The sequence below is a fragment of the Okeania sp. KiyG1 genome (genome assembly GCF_014132355.1).
GTDB lineage: Bacteria > Cyanobacteriota > Cyanobacteriia > Cyanobacteriales > Microcoleaceae > Okeania.
In genome coordinates, this window is record NZ_BLZO01000187.1 from 61,208 (window position 1) to 82,728 (window position 21,521).

Sequence of the window (21,521 nt, forward strand, 5' to 3'; positions counted from 1 at the left end):
CGTTACGGAATTGAATATCAGGAAATAGTATTAATGGATAATGGATAATGAAACAATTCTCGCGCCTCTCTAACTCTTTAATTATCAATTATCAATTGTCAATTATCCATTAGTAAAGGGAGGCTTCAAGGCGCGAATTATTTAATTATTAATTATTAATTATTAATTATTCGGTAAGAATTGTCCCAAGAATGTTTTACCCAAGTCTTGACCAAAATCCGCTCCTAATTGAACCATTACCACTTAAAGCCTCGCACTTTTTGATACTTAAAAATGCTAAAACCTTTATCTATAAAGACTTTTAGATTTATTCAGCAAGCCCTAATTAGGAAGAAATTTAAAAGTCAGAATAAAAATTGTACATAACATATTCTCATAATGGAATCTGGATAATTAGTTGATGAAAAACTTTGTACCTTCTCACCTTATTCTTTCCCTTCTGCCTTCTGCCTTCTTCGAGTCCCCGTACCCAAAAAAATTATCTCTGAGTAGTGAAGTTATCTCCCGTTATAATCTGTGATTTAACGGGAGTCCCCAACAGCTATTTTGTCGATGGGTAATGACAAACTTAAAAATCATCAATTACCCATTTGAAAACTTTTACTTTCCTGGCGGGAAGTCCCGCGCTGTAATATTCGATTCAGCACCCTATGGGAGAGCCAGAACATGGTATACTGAGGGAGACAAGGGGAGGACATCACCTCTGTATAAACTGCAACTCCTTTGCGGGTTGAAGAATCCCGCCTTGTCGCTCAAGCGCAACGTCGGGAGTTATGTCAAAGACTAGACATAACTTCTTTTGCAGCAGCTAAAGTTTTGTCAATATCTTCCTCCGTGTGAGCTAAAGAAGTAAAACCTGCCTCAAATTGAGAAGGTGCTAGATAAATTCCTCGCTCCAACATTCCACGATGGAACTTGCTAAACTTACTCAAATCAGACTTTTTGGCATCTTCATAATCGTGAACTGGGCCTTTATTGAAAAAGATACCAAACATTGCACTAATATGCCCACCACAAATAGGATTACCAGTTTCTTTTCCAAGCTCTAACAAGCCATCAGCAAGTCTTTTAGTAATTTTATCCAACTGTTCATAAGTACCCGGTTCCTTTAGTAACTCCAGAGTCTTAATACCAGCAGTCATAGCTAGAGGATTACCAGACAGAGTACCCGCTTGATACATTGGGCCTGCTGGAGCTACCATTGACATAATATCCTCGCGACCACCATAAGCTCCTACAGGCAAACCACCACCAATAATTTTGCCTAAAGTTGTTAGGTCTGGAGTAACCTGAAATTTTTCCTGAGCGCCACCATAAGCAATACGGAACCCAGTCATCACTTCGTCAAAAACCAGTAAAGCGTCATTGTCTTGAGTAATCATCCGTAACCCTTCTAAGAAACCTGCATCTGGAGTAATAAATCCAGAGTTACCAACTACTGGCTCGAGAATAACACCAGAAATTTGGCCAGGGTTGTCGGCAAAAAGTTGCTTAACTGCTTCTAAGTCGTTGTAGGGAGCGGTTAGGGTATTGCTAGTCACAGACTTAGGGACTCCAGGAGAGTCAGGCAGACCCAGAGTTGCCACACCAGAGCCAGCTTTAACGAGGAACATATCAGCGTGGCCATGATAACATCCCTCAAATTTTATGACTTTGTCTCTACCTGTAAAAGCTCTCATTAAACGCAGTACGGCCATACAAGCTTCTGTCCCAGAATTGACAAAGCGGACCATTTCAATGCTAGGTACAGCATCAATAACCATTTCAGCCAAGATATTTTCTAAAGCACAGGGTGCGCCAAAGCTGGTGCCTTTTTCCAGAACTTCTTTGAGAGAATTTAATACATCTCGGTGAGCATGACCACAGATAGCTGGTCCCCAAGTACCAACATAGTCAATATATTGATTGCCATCAACATCCCAAATATATGCTCCCTTGACTCGATCGAATACAATTGGTTGGCCACCAACAGACTTAAATGCTCTGACCGGGGAACTTACTCCCCCAGGCATGAGTTTTTGGGCTGCTGCAAAAATTTCTTCAGATTTAGTTGTGTTGAGTTTAGTAACTACCAAGTTAATCTCCTTATTTTGTTTTTGTTTCAATCCCTACAGGGGATTTTATGTTATCACCAAATTCAAATAAACTTTATTAGGAAAGACAGAGGACAAGAGGCAGAAGGTAGAAGGAAATTCTGACTCCTGAGCTCTACCCGTGAGCAAACTCCGCCGTTCGTGTTGCCTACAATTGGAATTGGGTGGGAAAACCCCATCCATTTGTTCCTTATGCCCTCTGTCATCTGCTCTCAGCATAAGTGCCTTAGTTTATGTATCATAAACATTCAACACAAATATAGTCATATTATGTAGTCATATGGTCTCCATAAATTTGGGCAACTATTGACATAATCTAACAATTTCTGTGATAATAGAAGACTAAATAGCCTCAAGAGTCAACGATCTGAGTTCAATAGGGTGAAATTCCTGGACTGACACGCTACCTCTAGACACATCAGAACCTACGTCCAAGCCTCTGTATTATGACCAAGTAGAAATTGAATCAGGGAGATCATCATGCAAAGAGGAAAAGAAAAAGTAGTCCCAAATGCTTTTAGCTATGGGATAGAGAAGCCAGTGCGTTGGGCGGGTCCCCCGACAGTCACGCAACTGGCGTGGTGTTGTAGTTCACCCAGTCAGAATAACACCTGCAAAATAAGGATATATCATAATTTGACTATATTTTTATGAACTATATTTAGGTAATTGTATCATTGCCCTAGGGGCATATTTATAGTTAATCTTGGAGAATTATGAAGCTTTTTTGACAATTTATTCATTGTATGATATGGGCGATAAAAAATAAATTAAAACTTAAAATTAAACATTCAGAAAATACTCAGAAGATATCCTAGATTTCGAGTATACAAATAAATTTTTTTGGCAAATTATGTCTACCTCCGAACCAGTAGCTTTAAGTCAATCGATTCCAGTGGAGCAGGTTCGTTACAATGAACAAGGACTTGTGCCTGCTATTGTTCAAGATTATTTAGATGGTACAGTGTTAATGATGGCCTGGATGAATCAGGAATCATTACAAAAAACTCTAGAAACAGCACAAACTTGGTTTTGGAGTCGTTCTCGGCAGGAGTTTTGGCATAAAGGTGCAACTTCCGGTCACTTTCAGAATATTAAGTGGATACGCTACGACTGTGACAGCGATACTTTGTTAGTGGGAGTTGAACAGGTAGGAGATATTGCCTGCCATAAGGAAGAGAGGAGTTGTTTTCATCTGGTCGATGGGGAGGTGGTCAAGCCACCTGCGGATATGTTATCTCAGCTTTTTGATGTGATTTGCGATCGCCGCGACCATCCCCAGGAAGGTTCTTATACTTGTAAATTATTTGCCGGGGGAGATAATAAGATTCTGAAGAAAATTGGGGAAGAGTCAGCGGAGGTGGTAATGGCGTGTAAGGATGATGAGAAAGAGGCGATCGCTTCGGAAGTGGCAGATTTATTTTACCATACTTTGGTTGCTCTAGCACAGCATAATGTTGAATTGCGAGATGTATATCGGAAGTTGGATGAACGCAGACCAAAAAAATAAATATTATAAATAAGTGGTGCTGAATTAGACTATGATTTTCCAAGGCGAGACCTTATTCTTTTGTCAAAATTAGACAAGTTAGAAAGTTAAGCACTCAAGAATCTAATCCTCTACTATATATTAATTTCTGGAAAACAAAATCAGGAACTAAAGTGGTACAAAATCGATTTGTTGGAACTTGGCGACTGGTATCTTTTGAACTTAAAGATGTAAATGGTGAAGTAAGCTACCCATACGGTAAAGATACGATCGGATATCTAATGTATGCAGAAGATGGATATATGTCAGCGGTAATTATGGCGACAAGGCGTCCCAAGTTTTCCTCTGCAGATTTTTTGGGAGGAAGTACACAGGAGAAAGCTAACGCTATGGAAACATATATCTCCTATTGTGGTAGCTATGAAATTAAGGATAAAAAAGTAATTCACCATGTTAAAGCCTCTTTATTTCCTAATTGGGTTGGTACAAACCAAGAACGTTTCTTTGAATTTACAGAAAATTATTTATTATTAACTACACCTTCCTTTAAGGTGAGTGACAAACGGTTGACTGGACATCTGATGTGGGAGCCTTGTATTAAAACAATACTAACTTGATATAGCGTTTCTCAGTAAGCGTGAGGTAGACTCTTGTCTTTACTTCACTATTGCCTGTTGCCTGTTGCCTGTTGCCAAGAGTTTTGTACCTCACTGCTTATGGGAATTACTATCAGGACTTACGCAAATTTACCTTAAAAACACCATATGTAGGGGCGTTAACGATAGTTATGCGAAGCAAATGCCATTTGCGTTCCGCAAAGCTCCGCTTTATATGTCGCGGAGCGTTAACGGAGTTATGCGGTAGCAAAACGCCCTCACTGGATAAGCGTGTCCGTGCGTAAGTCCTGTTGATATTAGATACAGCATCAATAACCTTCTGGACAAAGATGATGAAAAACAAACGATCGCTTTGCCAGTAAGGGATTTGTTCTATGATGTTATTGATAGTTTGAAACTCTCAAATATGAAATATATGATTAATCCTTCCCTATATCAAATAAACACCCGTGTTTGGCTCAATAGACTGTCCCAAAAGTTCGGTCGTCGCCTCACCTTAGATGATATTCCCGATGCAGAATTGGACCAAATAGTAAATTCGGGATTTGACTGGGTATACTTTTTAGGAGTTTGGCAGACAGGAATAATGGCGCGAGATATCTCTCGTGCAAATCCTGATGTGCGAAAAGAAGCTACAGAACTTTTTGGCGATGAGTTCCAAGAAGATTATATTTGTGGGTCTTGTTTTGCGGTAACTGGTTATCATGTCCATGAAAATCTAGGTGACAATGCAGCTATGTTACGACTGCGCGATCGCCTCCATAAAAAGGGACTAAAACTCATGCTTGATTTTGTCCCCAACCATACCGCCCCCGACCATCCTTGGGTACAAACAAATCCTGACTTTTATGTTCAGGGAACCCAGGCCGATCTTGAACGAGAACCCCAAAACTATATACAAATAGAATTGCCAACAGGTAGCCAAATATTTGCTCATGGAAGAGACCCCTATTTTCCAGGTTGGTCTGATACTTTGCAACTGAACTACGGCAACCCCAAATTACAGGAGGGGATGTTAGCAGAATTATTCAATATTGCTCATTTGTGCGATGGTGTTCGCTGCGATATGGCAATGCTAATATTGCCAGATATTTTTGAGCAGACTTGGGGTATTCCAGTGCAACCGTTTTGGCCTAATGCAATTTCCCAAATTAAACAGCAATATCCAGATTTTATCTTTATGGCAGAAGTATATTGGGATTTGGAGTGGGAATTGCAACAGTTAGGATTTAATTTCACTTATGACAAACGCTTATACGATCGCCTCCATCAACAACAGGCAGTTTCAGTTAGACTGCATCTTTATGCTGGTCTTGATTTTCAAAATAAATTAGCACGGTTTATGGAAAATCACGATGAACCCAGGGCGAATGCAGATTTTCCACCAAGAGTTCATGAAGCTGCTGCCATTTTGACTTATTTTACCCCTGGTTTACGTTTTTTCCATCAAGGTCAGTTACAAGGTTGGTCTAATAAAATTTCGATGCACTTATGTTATGCTCCTGAAGAAGCTACTGTTCCACACATAGAGAAATTTTACCATCAATTATTAGATTCTTTAGCTCTGGATATTTTCCATGAGGGAAATTGGCAATTACTTGAATGTGTTGCTGCATGGGAAGGAAATTTCACATGGAATAATTTTATTGCTTTCAGTTGGCAAGGAAAAGATGAGCGACTGTTGTTGATAACTGTTAACTATGCTTCTTATCAAGGACAATGTTATGTTCGGTTGCCATTTGAGAGTCTCAGGGGTGAAACGTATCGACTGCAAGATTTAATGAATGAGGTGAGTTACGACCGTTTGGGAGATAATTTGGTTTCACGAGGTTTATATTTGGATTTACCTGCATGGGGTTATCATGTTTTTGATGTTATTAGTTAGGAGAGCAGAATAAAGAAGCAAAAAGTATCATTTATAGTTTTGTTTTCTCACAACGGCAAAACTATATTTGAAAACTCTAACGGCAAATTTATGCCGGAAAATTTTGACAACTGGATTTGGTATTATTTTAAATCTCGATAATTAATTATGTAAGCATTCAGCTATATCTAGTAGGGGCGAACAGCCGTTCGCCCCTACAGATGGTGTATAATTTGATATTTTGCGTAAGTCCTGATCATGTTCGGTTGAATACTTATAAATAACTTTTGTGAGGAGTCAGGAGTCAGGAGGGAAGAAAAGAGGAATAGTATTGATAATTTTAGTATTTATTTGGTACTGTCGGCACTGTCAGTCCTTCAATTTTATTTATAACTGATTATCCGTTAGCGTAGCTCCCCCGGAGGGGGAACATGATATAACAAATATTTTGGAATTAATAGTTTAACCAGTATGTCAATCTTTGACTATTATTTCAGCGAATAATTAAGATTTAAAGTCTCTAGACATCAAGGAAAAATAAAGAAAAAAATTATTTTAGCCAATCTTATCTGTTTTAAGGAGAAGTAATTGTTAATTATTCAACTGATGAATTTTAGAGGATCAAAAACTTATGAAAATGAAAAAATATTTTTACACCTTCCTCACAATATTAGTCATAATATTAGCCAGCTATAATGCTAACGCCAACACTGTAATATTTGAAAATTATGTTATTGACAACTCTATTGCTCAAGTAGCAAACTCCAAATTTGACCTACCTGTAAAATGTAACTTAGACAAAGACTGTTTTATTTTATTGTACAGCGATCGCGACCCCAGTCCAAAAGCAGTAGATTTTGGCTGCGGTCGGCAAACTTACGACGGTCACAAAGGAACAGATTTTGCTATACCTGATGAAGAAACAATGGCCAGAGGTGTACCTGTAGAAGCAGTAGCTCCAGGTAAAGTATTAAGAGTGCGAGATGGAATACCTGACAAACGGGTAAAAAATCAGGCAGATAAAGATGCAGTTGATGGTATTGAATGCGGTAACGGAGTCGTAATAGATCATGGTAATGGTTGGGAAACTCAGTCTTGCCATCTCCGCAATAGTAGCGTTGTTGTTAAACCAGGAACAGTTGTGGAAGCAGGTACTCAATTAGGAATGGTAGGAGAGTCTGGTTTAGCTTCTTTCCCTCATGTACATTTGAGTTTTAGATATCAGGGAGAAATAGTAGACCCATTTGTGGGAGTTAATGCTGAGAGTGGTTGTAATACTTCTCGTAACCCAATTTGGCAACAACCGTTGAGTTATAAACCAACTGGTATTATTCGGACTGGGTTTGCTGGGGAGGCGCCTACTATGGATGATTTATGGAAAGGCAAATTTTACGACACAGTTTTACCTGGAGATATTGCAGCATTAATATTTTGGGTACAAATATACGGTGTTTTGCCTGGAGATATAGAGCATTATCAATTATTTGCTCCTAACGGAGAGCAGGTTATAGACAATAAAACAGAAATTAAATCTGCCAATAAAACATGGGTAGGATATGCAGGAAAACGTAATAATTCTCAGCGTCCGCTTGCTCTGGGTAAATGGAAGAGTCAGTATAGTTTGATGCGAGGTGATAAAGTATTGGTAAATGTGAGCAAAGAGGTTCAATTAAATTGATTCAAGAAGGAAGAAGGAAGAAGGAAGAAGGAAAAAGCGAATAATGGAGCTATGTTGGTAACAAAGCACGAGAGCAAGATGCTCCCACTGCCGTCCCTGTTAACGAAGTCAGAAGTCAGAAGTCAGAAGTCAGAAGTTGTAGGTTGGGTTAAGCGACAGCGCAACCCAACAAAAATACTGAATAATACCGATGCTACCAGATTTAGTATAACTTCTCAACTTCTGACTTCATAACTTCACTAACTCCCAACCCAGGTAAATCATTCGGTAACAGCCGCCCTTTTTCCATGACTGCACCAATAAATGGATCGTCAATCAAATTGAGATGACTATCCAAGTCCAAATAATCAGCGAGTGGAGCAAGTTGTGCTGCTGCTGTATTTGCCAAACAACTGTTAGAATAGCAACCAAACATTACTTTCAACCCACAAGCTTTAGCTACATAAACCATCCGCATTGCTTCAGTTAACCCCCCAGACTTCATCAACTTAATATTAATGCCATGCACCATTTCTGCCAAAACGGGAATATCCTTAGCAGTAAAACAACTTTCATCCACAAAAATAGGTAAGGGCGATCGACTGTAAAGATGAGGTAGAGTGGCGATCGCTGAAACAGCAGCTAATGGTTGTTCCACATAAATAACCCCAACCCCTGCCAACCAGTCACACATTTTGACTGCATCCTCCAGACTCCAACCCCCATTAGCATCTACATATAACAAAGCATCTGCGGGTGCTTCTTCTTTGACTGCCATCAACATTGCTTGGTCTGCTTCAATACCTTCCGGACTACCTAATTTTACTTTCAACACCCGCGCATCAATAAATTCTAGCCAGTTTCGCACTCTCTGTTTGGCAGCTTCAGGGGTGCTGATACCAATAGTAACTGAGATGGGAACAATGCGATCGCGTTCTAACCCCCAAAGTCGCCATAAAGGCAACCCAACTTTTTTACCCACCCAGTCATGCAAGGCAATATCAATAGCTGCTCTAGCGGCGGATGGTATTTCCAACTCTATCAATACTTTTTCTATTTGTTGTCGGTCAAGTGGAGTAAACTTTTTTAGAGCAGGGGTAAGTTGCTCTAAAGCTTGCTGTAAAATTTTTGTAGTTTGTGGTTTTTCCCCTAAAGAAAAAGGTGAAGCTTCTCCCCAACCTTCGATACCTTCTTGTTGTATTTTTACCAAAATGTTGTTACTTTCGGCAGTAGTTCCTCGACTAATAGTTAAAGGAAATCTTTTATGGACAGTAAATGTTTGAATCTGAATTTGCATGATTAATAAATTTAATAATTCTCTGCCAGCTTACATCAAATTGGATTGATGTGAATTAGTCTGAGGTAAAATAGAATAAATACTTTTCTATATAATAGTGAATATGACCGAAAAATTTTGGTCTTAACCCTCCCCTTTTAAGGGGATAAAAAAAGAGAATATTCCATATTTCAAGCCTCCCTATTCCAGGAGGTACTGATAACTGATAATTGATAACTGAAATGACCTTACATCAACCTAATGATATTATTGCTCAACGATATCGTATTGTCACTGCTTTAGGACAGGGAGGAATGGGAATTACTTATGAAGCAGAAGACCTGACAAATTATCAGCGAGTAGCAATTAAAGCGGTTTCTTTACAACAAACAAAAGACTGGAAAATATTAGAACTTTTTGAGAGGGAAGCTAAAGTTATTGCTAATTTACATCATCCTCAAATTCCCAAATATCTGGATTATTTTTATATTGATACAGATACAGATAGACGGTTTTATTTAATGCGTGAGTTGGTGTGGGGAAATTCCTTAGCAAATTGGGTGAAAAAAGGTTGGCATCCGACAGAAATACAAGTTAAAAATATTGCGATTCAAATTTTGAACATTCTCAGTTATTTACATCAACTAAATCCGCCAATAATTCACCGGGATATTAAACCAGAAAATATTATTTTACAACCTGATGGTCAAGTATTTTTAGTAGATTTTGGGGCAGTTAAAGATATTTATCGTCAGACAATGTCTTTCAGTGGAACCTTTGTCGGAACTATTGGATATATGCCACCAGAACAATTACGAGGACAAGCTTATTATGCCTCAGATTTATATAGTTTAGGTGCAACTTTATTGTATTTATTAACCCATCGTTCCCCAGATGAATTGCCTCAAAAAAGAATGAAAATAGATATTCGTTCTTGTGTGGAAATTTCACCAGAATTTATGAATTGGTTAGAATTAATATTAGAACCGATGTGGGAAGATAGATTTCAGTCGGCAACAGCAGCTTTGAATGTACTTAATAATAAGTCAGAAATGATTTATTCTGCTTCCTCTTCAGTTAAATACTCTCATCAAAAACCTGAAGGCAGTGAAGTAACTCTGAAAAAAACATCTACAAGTTTAATTATAGATATTCCATCTCCGGAAGGACAAAAACCAGAGATATATTTCTTTGTAACTGTGCCTTTTATATTATTTTTTAGCTACCTTATGACATTACAAATGGGTCATATAATTTGGTGGGTACTTAGTTCATTATTAATGACTATTTTTGTATTCTATCTATCATTTGATTTCTACCATAAAACTCATATCCAAATACATCAAAATAAGTTTTTGATTAACTGGAGTTATTGGGTATTTAGTCGTACAATCACAGCTAAAACAGAAGATATAATGCGAGTTTATATTGAACAAGATTTTTACAATAGCGCAAGAGAAGTTATCACGTTTTTATTGAAAGGTGGAAAAAAAACATCTACATTGTTGGATAATAAACATATGTTTGGCCATTCTATAAATAGAATAGAAAAAGAGTGGGTAATTGCTGAAATTCGAGATTTTATCAAACAATTAAAACCCCATAAAAATGTCTAAAAATCAGGAAAATATTGGATAAACCTGAGTTAGTCAGGAGTGAAATAGAATAAATATTTTTTACAGGATAGTGAACATGACCCTACACCAACCTAATGATATTATTGCTCAAAGATATCGTATTGTCACTGCTTTAGGACAGGGAGGAATGGGAATTACTTATGAAGCAGAAGACCTGACAAATTATCAGCGAATAGCACTTAAAGTCGTTTCTTTACAACAAGCAAAAGACTGGAAAATATTAGAACTTTTTGAGAGGGAAGCTAAAGTTATTGCTAATTTATATCATCCTCAAATTCCCAAATATCTGGATTATTTTTATATTGATACAGATACAGATAGACGGTTTTATTTAATGCGTGAGTTGGTGTCGGGAGATTCTTTAGCAACTAAGATAGAAAAAGGTTGGCATCCTACAGAAGCACAAGTTCAACAAATTGCCATACAAATATTAGATATTCTCAGTTATTTACATCAACTCAAACCAGCAATAATTCACCGGGATATTAAACCAGAAAATATTATCTTACAACCTGATGGAAAAGTATTTTTAGTAGATTTTGGGGCAGTCCAAGATATTTATCGTCAGACAATTTCCCTCAGCGAAACCTTTGTAGGAACTATTGGATATATGCCACCAGAACAGTTAAGAGGAAAAGCTTATTGTGCTTCAGATTTGTATAGTTTAGGTGCAACTTTATTGTATTTATTAACCCATCGTTCCCCAGATGAATTACCTCAAAAAAGAATGAAAATAGATTTTCGTTCTTGTGTGGAAATTTCACCAGAATTTGCCAATTGGTTAGAAGTAATATTAGAACCGATATGGGAAGATAGATTTCAGTCGGCAACAGCAGCTTTGAATGTACTTACTAATAAATCAGAAATTATTTATACTGCTTCGTCTGGTGTTAAATCTATTCATCAAAAACCTCCAGAAAGTCTAGTTACTATGGAAAAAACATCCCAAAGCTTAATTATTAATATTCCACCTAATCCACGAGATATTTTAGGTTGCGGTTGTTTATTGCCTTTTTTATTTCTTTGGTGGGAATTTTTATTTAAAGAGCTTGCTATTATTTTTCTGAGAAATATTGGTATAGGAACACATTCATTATATTTAATCCCTTTCACCTTTTGGATTTTAGTCAGTTTATTGCATTTAGTCAGTACTCAGATTAAAATCTCTCACAATGAATTTTTGATTCACTGGAAAATTTTGTTATTTAGTCGTAAAGTCAGAGGTAAAACAGTAGATTTATGCAAAATTGCTATTAATAAAATTAACAGGAAATCTCGTAAATCAAAACAATGGGAAGAATGCGTTTTGTTTGAAGGTGTAAAAAAGCATAAATTTGGTTTTTCATTGACAAAAGAAGAAAAAGAATGGATAGTTGCTGAAATTTCCGATTTTTTGCAAGAATTAAAATCCCAAAAAAGCCGAAAAATCTATTAAATTAATGTGCGTTTGACAGAAGTAAAATATTTTTTCTTAATTGAAATCCGATGATGTTTGAGTGACGGTGATTTATTGTTGTCAAAATAGCTATCAGCTTATAATAGAAAAATCATGGTTAAACTGGATAATATTCAACATGACTCTACACCAACCTAACGATATTATTACTCAAAGATACCGAATTGTTACTCCTTTGGGACAGGGAGGAATGGGAATTACTTATGAAGCAGAAGACCTGACAAATTATCAGCGAGTAGCACTTAAAGTCGTTTCTTTACAACAAGCAAAAGACTGGAAAATATTAGAATTATTTGAGAGGGAAGCTAAAGTTATTGCTAATTTGCATCACCCTCAAATTCCCAAATATTTGAATTATTTTTATATTGATACAAATACAGATAGACGGTTTTATTTAATGCGTGAGTTGGTGTCGGGAGATTCTTTAGCAACTAAGGTAGAAAAAGGTTGGCATCCTACAGAAGCACAAGTTCAACAAATTGCCATACAAATATTAGATATTCTCAGTTATTTACATCAACTCAAACCAGCAATAATTCACCGGGATATTAAACCAGAAAATATTATCTTACAACCTGATGGAAAAGTATTTTTAGTAGATTTCGGGGCAGTCCAAGATATTTATCGTCAGACAATTTCCCTCAGCGAAACCTTTGTGGGAACTATTGGATATATGCCTCCGGAACAGTTAAGAGGAAAAGCTTATTGTGCTTCAGATTTGTATAGTTTAGGTGCAACTTTATTGTATTTATTAACCCATCGTTCCCCAGATGAATTACCTCAAAAAAGAATGAAAATAGATTTTAGTTCTTGTGTAGAAATTTCACAGGAATTTATGAATTGGTTAGAGATAATATTAGAACCAATGTGGGAAGATAGATTTCAGTCGGCAACAGCAGCTTTGAATGTACTTACTAATAAATCAGAAATGATTTATGATGTTGATTTTAGGGTGAAAGGAAGTCGAGTGACTTTGAAAAAAACACCTAGCAGCTTAATTGTTAATATTCCACCTAGAGGTTTTCGAGTACAGGATTTTTTTTCATGTCTTTTTAACTTATTTCATCTAGGATGGTCTGGAAGTTATATATTATCTATTATGTTCTATAGTCCTACTATAGAAAGAATGTTGGATTTCTTACCTATGGTTTCTATTTCCTTTTCCTTAGTTGTTAGTATTGTCGTTTTCGGCTTTTTCTTCAGTAAGATGGCTTATTTATTATGGTGTTCAGCCAGCAAAAGTCAGATTAAAATCTCTCACAATGAATTTTTGATTCACTGGAAATTTTTGATATTTAGCAAGGAAGTCAGAGGTAAAACAGTAGATATAAACAAGATTGCTATTAATAATATGGAGATAGAAATCCAAGGAGCATCTATGATAAATTGCGGTTTGTTTGAGGTCAGAAAAGCATATCAGTTTGGTTTTTTACTAGAAGAAGTAGAACAAGAATACTTAGTTGCTGAAATTCAAGATTTTCTGGAACAATTAAAAATTCAAGAAAGTCTGAAAAAACCAGATAAAAAATTATTAGATTAAAGTAAGCTTGATCAAACTAAAAGACAATAATATTATGTCCGGTTGAACAGTTATAAATAAACGACAGAGGAGTCAGGAGTCAGGAGTCAGGAGTCAACCCACCCCTCGCCCCTCCCAGGAGGGGAAGAAAGAATGAAGAAAGAGGAGGAGAAGGAGAAAGTTTTTTTATCACTAATTATCCTGACATGATATAAATACTTTTCTCTTAGTTGAAACGTTACATAAATAACTACTAATTACCACATAATGATATAATCTCCAAGTTAATCTAGTCAAAAAATCGATCTAAACAAGTGTCAATTGAGAAAAAAAATATAACAGTCGGTTCTCTAGAATGGTTTTATCGGGAAGCTAAACCTAATGACGAAACAGATAAACTGCCAATTTTACTATTACATGGATTTCCTGCTCAAAGTCATAGTTGGACTGCTATGATGCCCGAATTAGCTGAAGCAGGTTATCAAGCGATCGCTCCAGACTGGATAGGTTGTGGTTTATCCCCTAAATTAGATAAACGAGATTTTTCCTACAAACCAGAAGCTTTTATTCAGGCTTTAGCAGAATTGATTGACGCTCTAGAAATTGAACGATTTTATCTAGTTATTCAAGGATTTTTAGGTTCTATTGGCTTACAATATGCTTTGCGAAATCGAGGAAAAATTGAGCGTTTAACTATTTTAAATACACCACTTTCTCCTACAGCAAAATTACCTTGGCAAATGAAACAATTAGGCATACCTTTTGTTGGTGATATGCTCGTTCAAGACCCTCTATTTGTCGATCGAACTTTAGAAAAAGGCAGTTGTTTAACAGTTGCTGATGAAGATTTAGACGTCTATCGTAGTCCTTATCTAAAAAGTTCTGCTGCTGGTAGATCCGTATCAGCAATTGTGCAAAATTTAGACTTAAAAAACTCAATGACAGAAATTGAATCTGGCTTTAAAGGGTGGCAACAACCTACATTAATTGTTTGGGGAACAAAAGACCCTTGGTTAGATGTTAGTCAAGCTGAAAATTTAGTTAATATTTGTGAAAATGGAAAGTTAGTTAAATTAGCAGAAGCTGCACATTATCCTCAAGAACATTGGTCTGGAGATATTACAGATGAACTACTGTTATTTTTGAGGAGGCAAGAAGTTTAGCTTCCTGGCGTCAAATTATTCATCGCGTAGGGGTCGGTTATATCAAATCCGCTGGCTCCGGAGTAATATACAGCATATTTTGGGCAAATGATTATAGGATAAATGGTGAAAATCATGTAGTGCGGGCATCTTGCCCGCGTGGGTGTACCTCATAAAAACGGGAAGCGCTGTAATTCTGTTGATCGTTATATAATCGGTAAGGGCGAATGCCATTTGCGTTCCGCAAAGCTCCGCTTTATATGTCGCGGAGCGTTAACGGAGTTATGCGGTAGCAAAACGCCCCTACATATGGCGTTTTCAAGGTGAATTTGCGTAAGTCCTGATTCTTATGTTTACTTCTCCCCCACTCCCCCACTCCCCCACTCCCCTACTCCCCTACTCCCCCACTCCCCTACTCCCCTACTAATTATTTGGGGCTTTTCCCTAATGCAATTCCTACAGCCAATATAGACCCTGTTGAAGTACCAGCTATTAGATCGAAGTGGTCTTTTAAACGGCCACCTAATTGTTCCTCAATTTTCTCAAGAATACGGGCTGGCATGACACCCCTAATACCGCCACCATCCAAGCATAGAATACGAAAAGTCATAATATTATCTCCGGCATTTCTTTTTATTAATCTACCAAAACTCCTTGAAATTTCAATATTTAGTATATATTTAATAAAATTTATATTTTTTATACTATGATTAATTATGTAATGTAATTTTATAACTTTACTTTACATCACTAATCTCAGAGCGAATAAAATGAAAACTGCATTAATTACAGGTGCTTCTTCTGGAATAGGTGAAATTTTTGCCAAAGAATTAGCAACTAGAAAAACTAACTTAGTATTGGTAGCTCGTTCAGAGGATAAACTACAACAATTAGCAAATCAATTACAAAGTCAATATCAAATTCAGGCTGATGTAATAGTCCAAGATTTAACAGCACCAGCAGCAACAAAATCTGTATTTGAGACAGTTTTTCAGAAAGGATTAAGTATAGATTTATTAGTAAATAATGCTGGTTTTGGTGACTATGGAAATTTTACCGAGAGACCTCTAGAAAAGCAAGTTAATATGATTCAATTAAATATTACTGCTTTAGTAGAATTAACACATTTATTTTTACCTGGAATGCAACAAAATAAGTCCGGGGCAATTATTAATGTTTCCTCAATAGGTGGTTTTCAACCTTTACCTTATATGTCAGTTTATGGTGCAACAAAAGCATTTGTTTTGAGTTTTAGTGAGGCATTATGGGCAGAAAATCAAGATTCAGGGGTGAAGATATTAGCACTTTGCCCTGGGCCGACAGAATCAGAATTTTTCCAAACAGCGGAATTTCCTAAATCTGTAGGCGGTTCTTCAATGTCAAAATTGACCCCGGCAGAAGAAGTAGTAAAAGATGCTCTTCAAGCCTTAGAAAAAAATCAGTCTAATGTTGTGACAGGAGGCTTTTTAAATCAGGTAATTGTTAATATGTCCCGTCTTTTCCCACGAGAGACTTTAATCAGTGCAGTAGAAAAACAGTTTAGAAGTATTCAGCAAAATAAATAAGTATATATACTCCCCTTGCCAAAATGGTCGTTTCCATTTTAACTTCCCTGGCGGGAAGTCCCGCGCTCTCCGGTCAGGGGAGCGTCCTATGGGAAAGCCAGGGCCTTGAGTCGGATATCTCCACAAATAAAACCTTCCTATACCTTTGACAAGCTAGGAGGTATGCATGTTATTATCAAGGTCAATACAGGGGGAGGACATCACCTCTGTCAAAACAGCGGTCATTTTTTTCATGACTGAAGAATCCCGCGTTGTCGCGCCATGCGCAACGTCGGGAGTATGTCAAATCTAATATGGAATATTCAATTTAGTCGATTACGAAAGAGATGATGTTAAATAAACGCTCAATAGTAGCATGGATGATGGCGCTGTTAGTAGCGTTTTTGGCAAGCTGTGGTTCCCCTGCTCCACCGCCAACCTACTCAGATGCTCAATTACAAAAAATTGAACAGTACACAACCGGAATTGTCGCTTTGCGCGATCGCATGGATGAACTGAAAACCCTAATTCAAAAGGAAGATTGGGTAAATGTAGATACATTTATTCATGGGCCTTTAGGAGACTTGCGGAGCAAGACTAACTATTTGACCCAAAGTTTGTTATTGCCAAAGGATAAGGGACCTGTGTCGGATGCAGCAAAGGAAGTATTTCAGGATTTAGAGGAAATTGATGTTGCAGCAGCAGCAAATGACAAACGGCAAGCGACTAATGAGTACAAAGAAGCAATAGCAGATTTTGTCACTTTCTTAAATTTGATACCGAAAAGTAATTAAATAAGCAATCAGCAATCAGCAGTCAGTTATTGGTAGTAGCCTGACACACCTAAAATGTGGCAATAGTAGGGGCGGGTTCCGCGTTAAGTTAATGGTGTGACAAACTATTCAGATAAACCCGCCCCCTCCCCAATAATCTAATGCACCATTTTAGCTGTATCGGTCCAGTAGTGGATTGTTTCATCTTAAATGTTGCATTAGAAAATGGGGTGATGGGAACCCACCCCTAACCCCGACCGTGGAGGGGAATTTGGTGGTGATGGGGGGATGGGGTGACAAAAAAAGCTAATGCACTATTTTAGGTGAAACAGTCCAGTAGTGGATTGTTTCATCTAAAAATGTGCATTAGAAAATGGGGGGGGTGGGAACCCACCCTAACCCCGACCGTGGAGGGAATTTGGGGGTGATGGGGGATGGGGTGATTATCAAAAAGGCTAATGCACTATTTTAGGTGAAACAGTCCAGTAGCGTAACGCACAAAAAGCCTAGTAGGTGGCTGTCAGGTTTTCAATAAGAGTTGTTCTGCAATAGTGCTGTTGAACATTCTGTTTTCTCAAACTTAAAATCGTACACTCAACCAGAAGTGTAGCGACGATAAATTTCAATATTGCTTGATGGGGTGCGCACTGCGTACCCTATCTTAATTTTTACTTTAAACTGATAACTGATAACTGAAATGACTCATATAGTAATTATTGGATGTGGAATTATTGGGGCATCGATCGCCTATCAACTAAGTAAAATTGAAGGGTTAAAAATTACGGTATTGGACAAACAAGCACCTGCTCAAGCTTCTACTGGCGCTGCTTTGGGCGTATTGATGGGGGTAATTAGCCAAAAAGTTAAAGGCAGACCTTGGAAAATGAGGCGCATGAGTGTCCAGAGCTATCATAATTTAATTCCTGAGTTGGAAGCAAAAATAAATCGCCCTATTTCTCATAACCGTGATGGTATTTTGTTGTTGTGTTTGCCTGGGGATGACTTAGATAGATGGAAAAGATTGATAGATATTCGGCAAGCAGACGGTTTACCATTAGAAATGTGGGATATTGCTCAACTGCGCGATCGCTCTCCTCAGATCGAGACATCTGAAGTTACAGCGGCTATTTATTCTCCTCAAGATTGGCAAATTAACCCGGTGGAGCTTACTTTAGCTTTGGTGGAAGCGGCTCAACAAAATGGGGTAAATTTTCATTTTGGAGTAACCGTTGCGGAATATAATACTATAGCGCTACCAAAGAATGAATATCGTTGTCAGCAAATACGGACAAAAAGTCTAGACTCAACTAAAAAAGCTCCTGTTTTGGCGGATATAGACTGGTTAGTTGTGGCAGCGGGGTTGGGGTCGTTGCCATGTTTGGAAGGAATAAAAGATGGTAAGTTGAGGTCTCTACAACTGAAGCGTAAATCAAATTTTGAACATAGATTTACTATTGTTCCCGTGTTGGGTCAAGCTCTACATTTGCAAGGACGATCGCCTCTGGGAAATCTAGATTTTCAGCCAGTGATAACTGGGGATGATGTGCATATTGTACCAGTGGGGGAAAATGAGTATTGGGTGGGAGCAACAGTAGAATTTCCTGATGATGTGGGTGAGGTGGTAGCGGACTCTAGTAGATTGGATACGGTGATGGAGAGAGCTATTAGTTTTTGCCCGAGTTTAGCAGATGCAACGGTGTTAAGAAAATGGTCTGGTTTGCGGCCGCGTCCAGAAGGTCAAGCAGCTCCTGCAGTGGGTTATTTGGAGGGGTTTAAAAATGTGTTGTTGGCAACAGGTCACTATCGGAATGGGGTGTTATTAGCTCCTGCAACTGCGGAAGCAGTAGAGAAAATGATTATGTAGGGGCGAATGGCATTCGCCCTCCCTACCTATATAATAGATAGACTGCGTAAGTCCTGATTATGTTAGGTAGAAAAGTTATAATTAGGCTCGTAGTTGGGCTTTAGCCCTCATTATACTGCTATAAATTCTTCCTAATTTTTTTATAATGAAATAGGACTTACGCAGGGACTCTAAATATAGCAAGGGCGAATGCCATTCGCCCCTAAATCTTGATCAATTTCCGTAAGTCCTAATAATGAAAAATAACTAAAATATAAGATATTAAATAATTATGATTGAATGGTTAATGGCTTGGGGAGCTACTCAAGCAGTTGGGTTTATTGCTAAGGAAGTTATTGGAGAATTAGCAAAAGGTGCTGCTGAAGATTACGTTAAAGATTTTTTTAAGCAATGTCTTTCTGATAGTATTGGTCGCATAACAAAGAAAGAACCTTTACAAAAAGCTACAGCAGAAGCAATTAAAAAATTTTTAGAATTACTAGAGGAAGAATTAAAAGATGTTGGACTGGATGAAAGTCAATTAGAGCAGTATATTAAACCCTTAGAAAAGTTTCTTAAAAATAAGTCAGTTTTAGAAATTCTGGGCAGTGCTTTTGATAATAATGTAAAAATTATAAATACTAATAAATTAGCTACTATTGGGAATCAAATTAACCCATCTTTACCAGATGATTTTGACTGGGAAGTAGTTGCTAAGAAATATAAAAGAAAGGTGAAAAAGATTATCGGAGAGTCGGATGAATTACGGAAAATATTAGATTCAGAAAATCTAGATAAACTGACAAGTCAAATTGAAATCAAACCAGAATTTGACTTAAAAAAACATCAAGAGGGAATTCGAGAAAGATATGGCAATCTCAGACTAGACAGTTTAGATACTAAAGGTTATGCCTATAATGTCAAATTATGGCGAATGTTTATTCCTCAAAAAGTACGGGAGACTCAAGAATTTCTGCCTCAAGTTCATGAAATTCCGAAAGAGTATCAGCAGCGATTAAAAGAGACTGGACAATTAGAAACAGAACTTTCTCAAGAACAGTTGGAGAGTCTCCGGCGCAAATATTTTGAGCAGCAGACTCGCTCGGTTTTAGAATTAGTAGAAGACAACAACTATAAGTATTTAGTAATTTTGGGCGACCCTGGTTCTGGTAAGTCTACTTTATTACAATATATAGCTCTTCAGTGGACAAAATTATTACCGAAGGATTTGTCTTCTCATCCAATTCCTATATTAATTGAACTGCGAATTTATATTAGTAACTATAATGATAATAAGTGTAAAAATTTTCTAGATTTTCTAGAACAAGGTAATGGAGTTATTTGTCGCCTTCCTCAACAGGAACTTCATGCAAAATTACAAAATGGTGATGCATTTGTGATGTTTGATGGGTTAGATGAAGTTTTCGATCCTGGTAAACGAGAAGATGTAATTACTGATATTCATCGATTTACTAATGACTATAAAGATGTGCGAGTTATTGTTACTTCGCGAGTGATTGGTTATAAACCACAAAGACTCCGAGATGCTGAATTTTATCATTTTATGTTGCAAGATTTGGATGAAAAGCAAATTGAGGATTTTATTGAGCGTTGGCATGAACTTACTTATAACAATGATGAAGAAAAGGAGTGGAGAAAAGAGCGCTTAGTACAAGCAATTAAGGGTTCTTCAGCTATTAAAGAAATAGCTGGAAATCCTCTATTACTAACTATGATGGCTATTATGAATCGTAATCAAGAACTGCCAAAAGATAAAGCCAACCTATATACTAATTCTTCAGAACTTTTGTTAAAGTGGGATGTGGAAAGGGCACTTCGTAGAGCAAATATTGAATTAATCGATCTTGACTATATACAAGTTAAAGATAAGCAGGAAATATTGCGCCGGATGGCTGATTTTATGCAGAGAAATAAAGAAGGTTTTGCTGGTAATTTAATCAATGAGGATGATGTAGAAAGAATTATCAAGGAATATCTAGAAAGTATAGATATTAAGAATGCAAGAATTATAGCTAGAGCGCTGGTCAAAGAATTACGGAATCGGAATTTTATTTTGTGTTTTGTCGGTGCAAAATATTATGCTTTTGTGCATCGGACTTTTTTGGAATTTTTCTGTGCTTGGAGTTTTGTTTGGCAGTTTAAGGAAACACGGGAGACTTCAATAGATGAATTGAAAGATGATGTTTTTGGGAATCATTGGCGGGATGAAAAATGGCATGAGATTTTGCGATTAATTGCAGGAATGATTGATGCTAAGTTTGTGGGAGAAATTATTAATTATTTGATGGAACAAGATGGAAAAGAGGAAAGATTTATGAATTTATTTTTGGCGGGTAATTGTTTGTTTGAAGTAACGCACCCTCAGCCTATTTCTAAGATAGCTTCCGAGCTATTGAATAAGTTAAAAGATTTGACAAGTTATAATATTGATTATGATAGTGAAATTCGTACTCAAGCTGTAGCAATTGTAGCAGCAACTTGGAGGGATAACCCTTCAACTAAGACATGGCTTGAGGAGCTTGCAACATCTCACAATGATTTGAATGTGCAAGAGAAAGCAAAGGAAGAATTAGCTAATTTTTAGTGCATG

Annotated in this window: 15 protein-coding genes; 12 read left to right on the plus strand and 3 right to left on the minus strand. The window is 37.2% G+C overall.

Annotated elements, in window-relative coordinates:
- Window positions 1-776: 776 nt before the first annotated feature.
- The gene (gene hemL, locus SAGCYANO_RS41350; RefSeq protein WP_202225446.1) at window positions 777-2,075 is read right to left on the minus strand and encodes a glutamate-1-semialdehyde 2,1-aminomutase; all 1,299 of its coding nucleotides are present in this window, start codon (window positions 2,073-2,075) and stop codon (window positions 777-779) included.
- Between the two features lie 871 nt (window positions 2,076-2,946).
- Here hemL and hisIE point away from each other — a divergent pair.
- The 4 genes from hisIE to SAGCYANO_RS41370 all read left to right on the plus strand — a co-directional run bounded on the left by hisIE (window position 2,947) and on the right by SAGCYANO_RS41370 (window position 7,741).
- Window positions 2,947-3,603, plus strand: a complete 657-nt coding sequence (hisIE, locus tag SAGCYANO_RS41355) for a bifunctional phosphoribosyl-AMP cyclohydrolase/phosphoribosyl-ATP diphosphatase HisIE (protein ID WP_202225324.1) — start codon at window positions 2,947-2,949, stop codon at window positions 3,601-3,603.
- 152 nt (window positions 3,604-3,755) lie between these two features.
- Window positions 3,756-4,199: a lipocalin-like domain-containing protein gene (locus SAGCYANO_RS41360; protein ID WP_202225325.1), complete on the plus strand. Its 444-nt coding sequence runs from the start codon at window positions 3,756-3,758 to the stop codon at window positions 4,197-4,199.
- A 415-nt stretch (window positions 4,200-4,614) separates the two neighbouring features.
- Window positions 4,615-6,084 (plus strand): alpha-amylase family glycosyl hydrolase, encoded by a 1,470-nt coding sequence (locus tag SAGCYANO_RS41365; RefSeq protein ID WP_237397195.1) that lies wholly within the window; start codon window positions 4,615-4,617, stop codon window positions 6,082-6,084.
- A 610-nt stretch (window positions 6,085-6,694) separates the two neighbouring features.
- Entirely contained in the window at window positions 6,695-7,741 is a 1,047-nt protein-coding gene (locus SAGCYANO_RS41370) for a M23 family metallopeptidase (protein ID WP_202225326.1), read from the plus strand.
- A gap of 202 nt (window positions 7,742-7,943) precedes the next feature.
- Here the strand turns inward: SAGCYANO_RS41370 and SAGCYANO_RS41375 are convergent, their stop codons facing one another.
- Window positions 7,944-9,017 (minus strand): dipeptide epimerase, encoded by a 1,074-nt coding sequence (locus tag SAGCYANO_RS41375; protein WP_202225327.1) that lies wholly within the window; start codon window positions 9,015-9,017, stop codon window positions 7,944-7,946.
- Between the two features lie 221 nt (window positions 9,018-9,238).
- Between SAGCYANO_RS41375 and SAGCYANO_RS41380 the strand changes: the two genes are divergently transcribed.
- The 4 genes from SAGCYANO_RS41380 (at window position 9,239) to SAGCYANO_RS41395 (ending at window position 14,771) form a co-directional block, all read left to right on the plus strand.
- Window positions 9,239-10,612, plus strand: coding sequence for a serine/threonine-protein kinase (locus SAGCYANO_RS41380; protein WP_202225328.1), 1,374 nt, complete (start codon window positions 9,239-9,241; stop codon window positions 10,610-10,612).
- A gap of 76 nt (window positions 10,613-10,688) precedes the next feature.
- The gene (locus tag SAGCYANO_RS41385; protein ID WP_202225329.1) at window positions 10,689-12,068 is read left to right on the plus strand and encodes a serine/threonine-protein kinase; all 1,380 of its coding nucleotides are present in this window, start codon (window positions 10,689-10,691) and stop codon (window positions 12,066-12,068) included.
- Window positions 12,069-12,207: 139 nt separating this feature from the next.
- Window positions 12,208-13,629, plus strand: a complete 1,422-nt coding sequence (locus SAGCYANO_RS41390) for a serine/threonine-protein kinase (RefSeq protein ID WP_202225330.1) — start codon at window positions 12,208-12,210, stop codon at window positions 13,627-13,629.
- A gap of 293 nt (window positions 13,630-13,922) precedes the next feature.
- Window positions 13,923-14,771 (plus strand): alpha/beta fold hydrolase, encoded by an 849-nt coding sequence (locus SAGCYANO_RS41395; RefSeq protein WP_202225331.1) that lies wholly within the window; start codon window positions 13,923-13,925, stop codon window positions 14,769-14,771.
- Between the two features lie 406 nt (window positions 14,772-15,177).
- Here SAGCYANO_RS41395 and SAGCYANO_RS41400 read toward each other — a convergent pair whose 3' ends face one another.
- A complete protein-coding gene (locus SAGCYANO_RS41400) occupies window positions 15,178-15,360 on the minus strand; it encodes a patatin-like phospholipase family protein (protein WP_307786314.1) in 183 nt (60 codons plus the stop codon).
- A gap of 160 nt (window positions 15,361-15,520) precedes the next feature.
- Here SAGCYANO_RS41400 and SAGCYANO_RS41405 point away from each other — a divergent pair, with 160 nt between their 5' ends.
- From SAGCYANO_RS41405 to SAGCYANO_RS41420, 4 genes are all read left to right on the plus strand, one after another.
- Window positions 15,521-16,315, plus strand: coding sequence for an SDR family oxidoreductase (locus SAGCYANO_RS41405; protein ID WP_202225332.1), 795 nt, complete (start codon window positions 15,521-15,523; stop codon window positions 16,313-16,315).
- A gap of 326 nt (window positions 16,316-16,641) precedes the next feature.
- Complete coding sequence (gene psbQ / locus SAGCYANO_RS41410) at window positions 16,642-17,088, plus strand: photosystem II protein PsbQ (protein ID WP_202225333.1); 447 nt, start codon at window positions 16,642-16,644, stop codon at window positions 17,086-17,088.
- Window positions 17,089-17,764: 676 nt separating this feature from the next.
- Complete coding sequence (locus SAGCYANO_RS41415) at window positions 17,765-18,931, plus strand: FAD-binding oxidoreductase (RefSeq protein WP_202225334.1); 1,167 nt, start codon at window positions 17,765-17,767, stop codon at window positions 18,929-18,931.
- Window positions 18,932-19,202: 271 nt separating this feature from the next.
- Window positions 19,203-21,515: an NACHT domain-containing NTPase gene (locus SAGCYANO_RS41420; protein ID WP_202225335.1), complete on the plus strand. Its 2,313-nt coding sequence runs from the start codon at window positions 19,203-19,205 to the stop codon at window positions 21,513-21,515.
- Window positions 21,516-21,521: the final 6 nt, after the last annotated feature.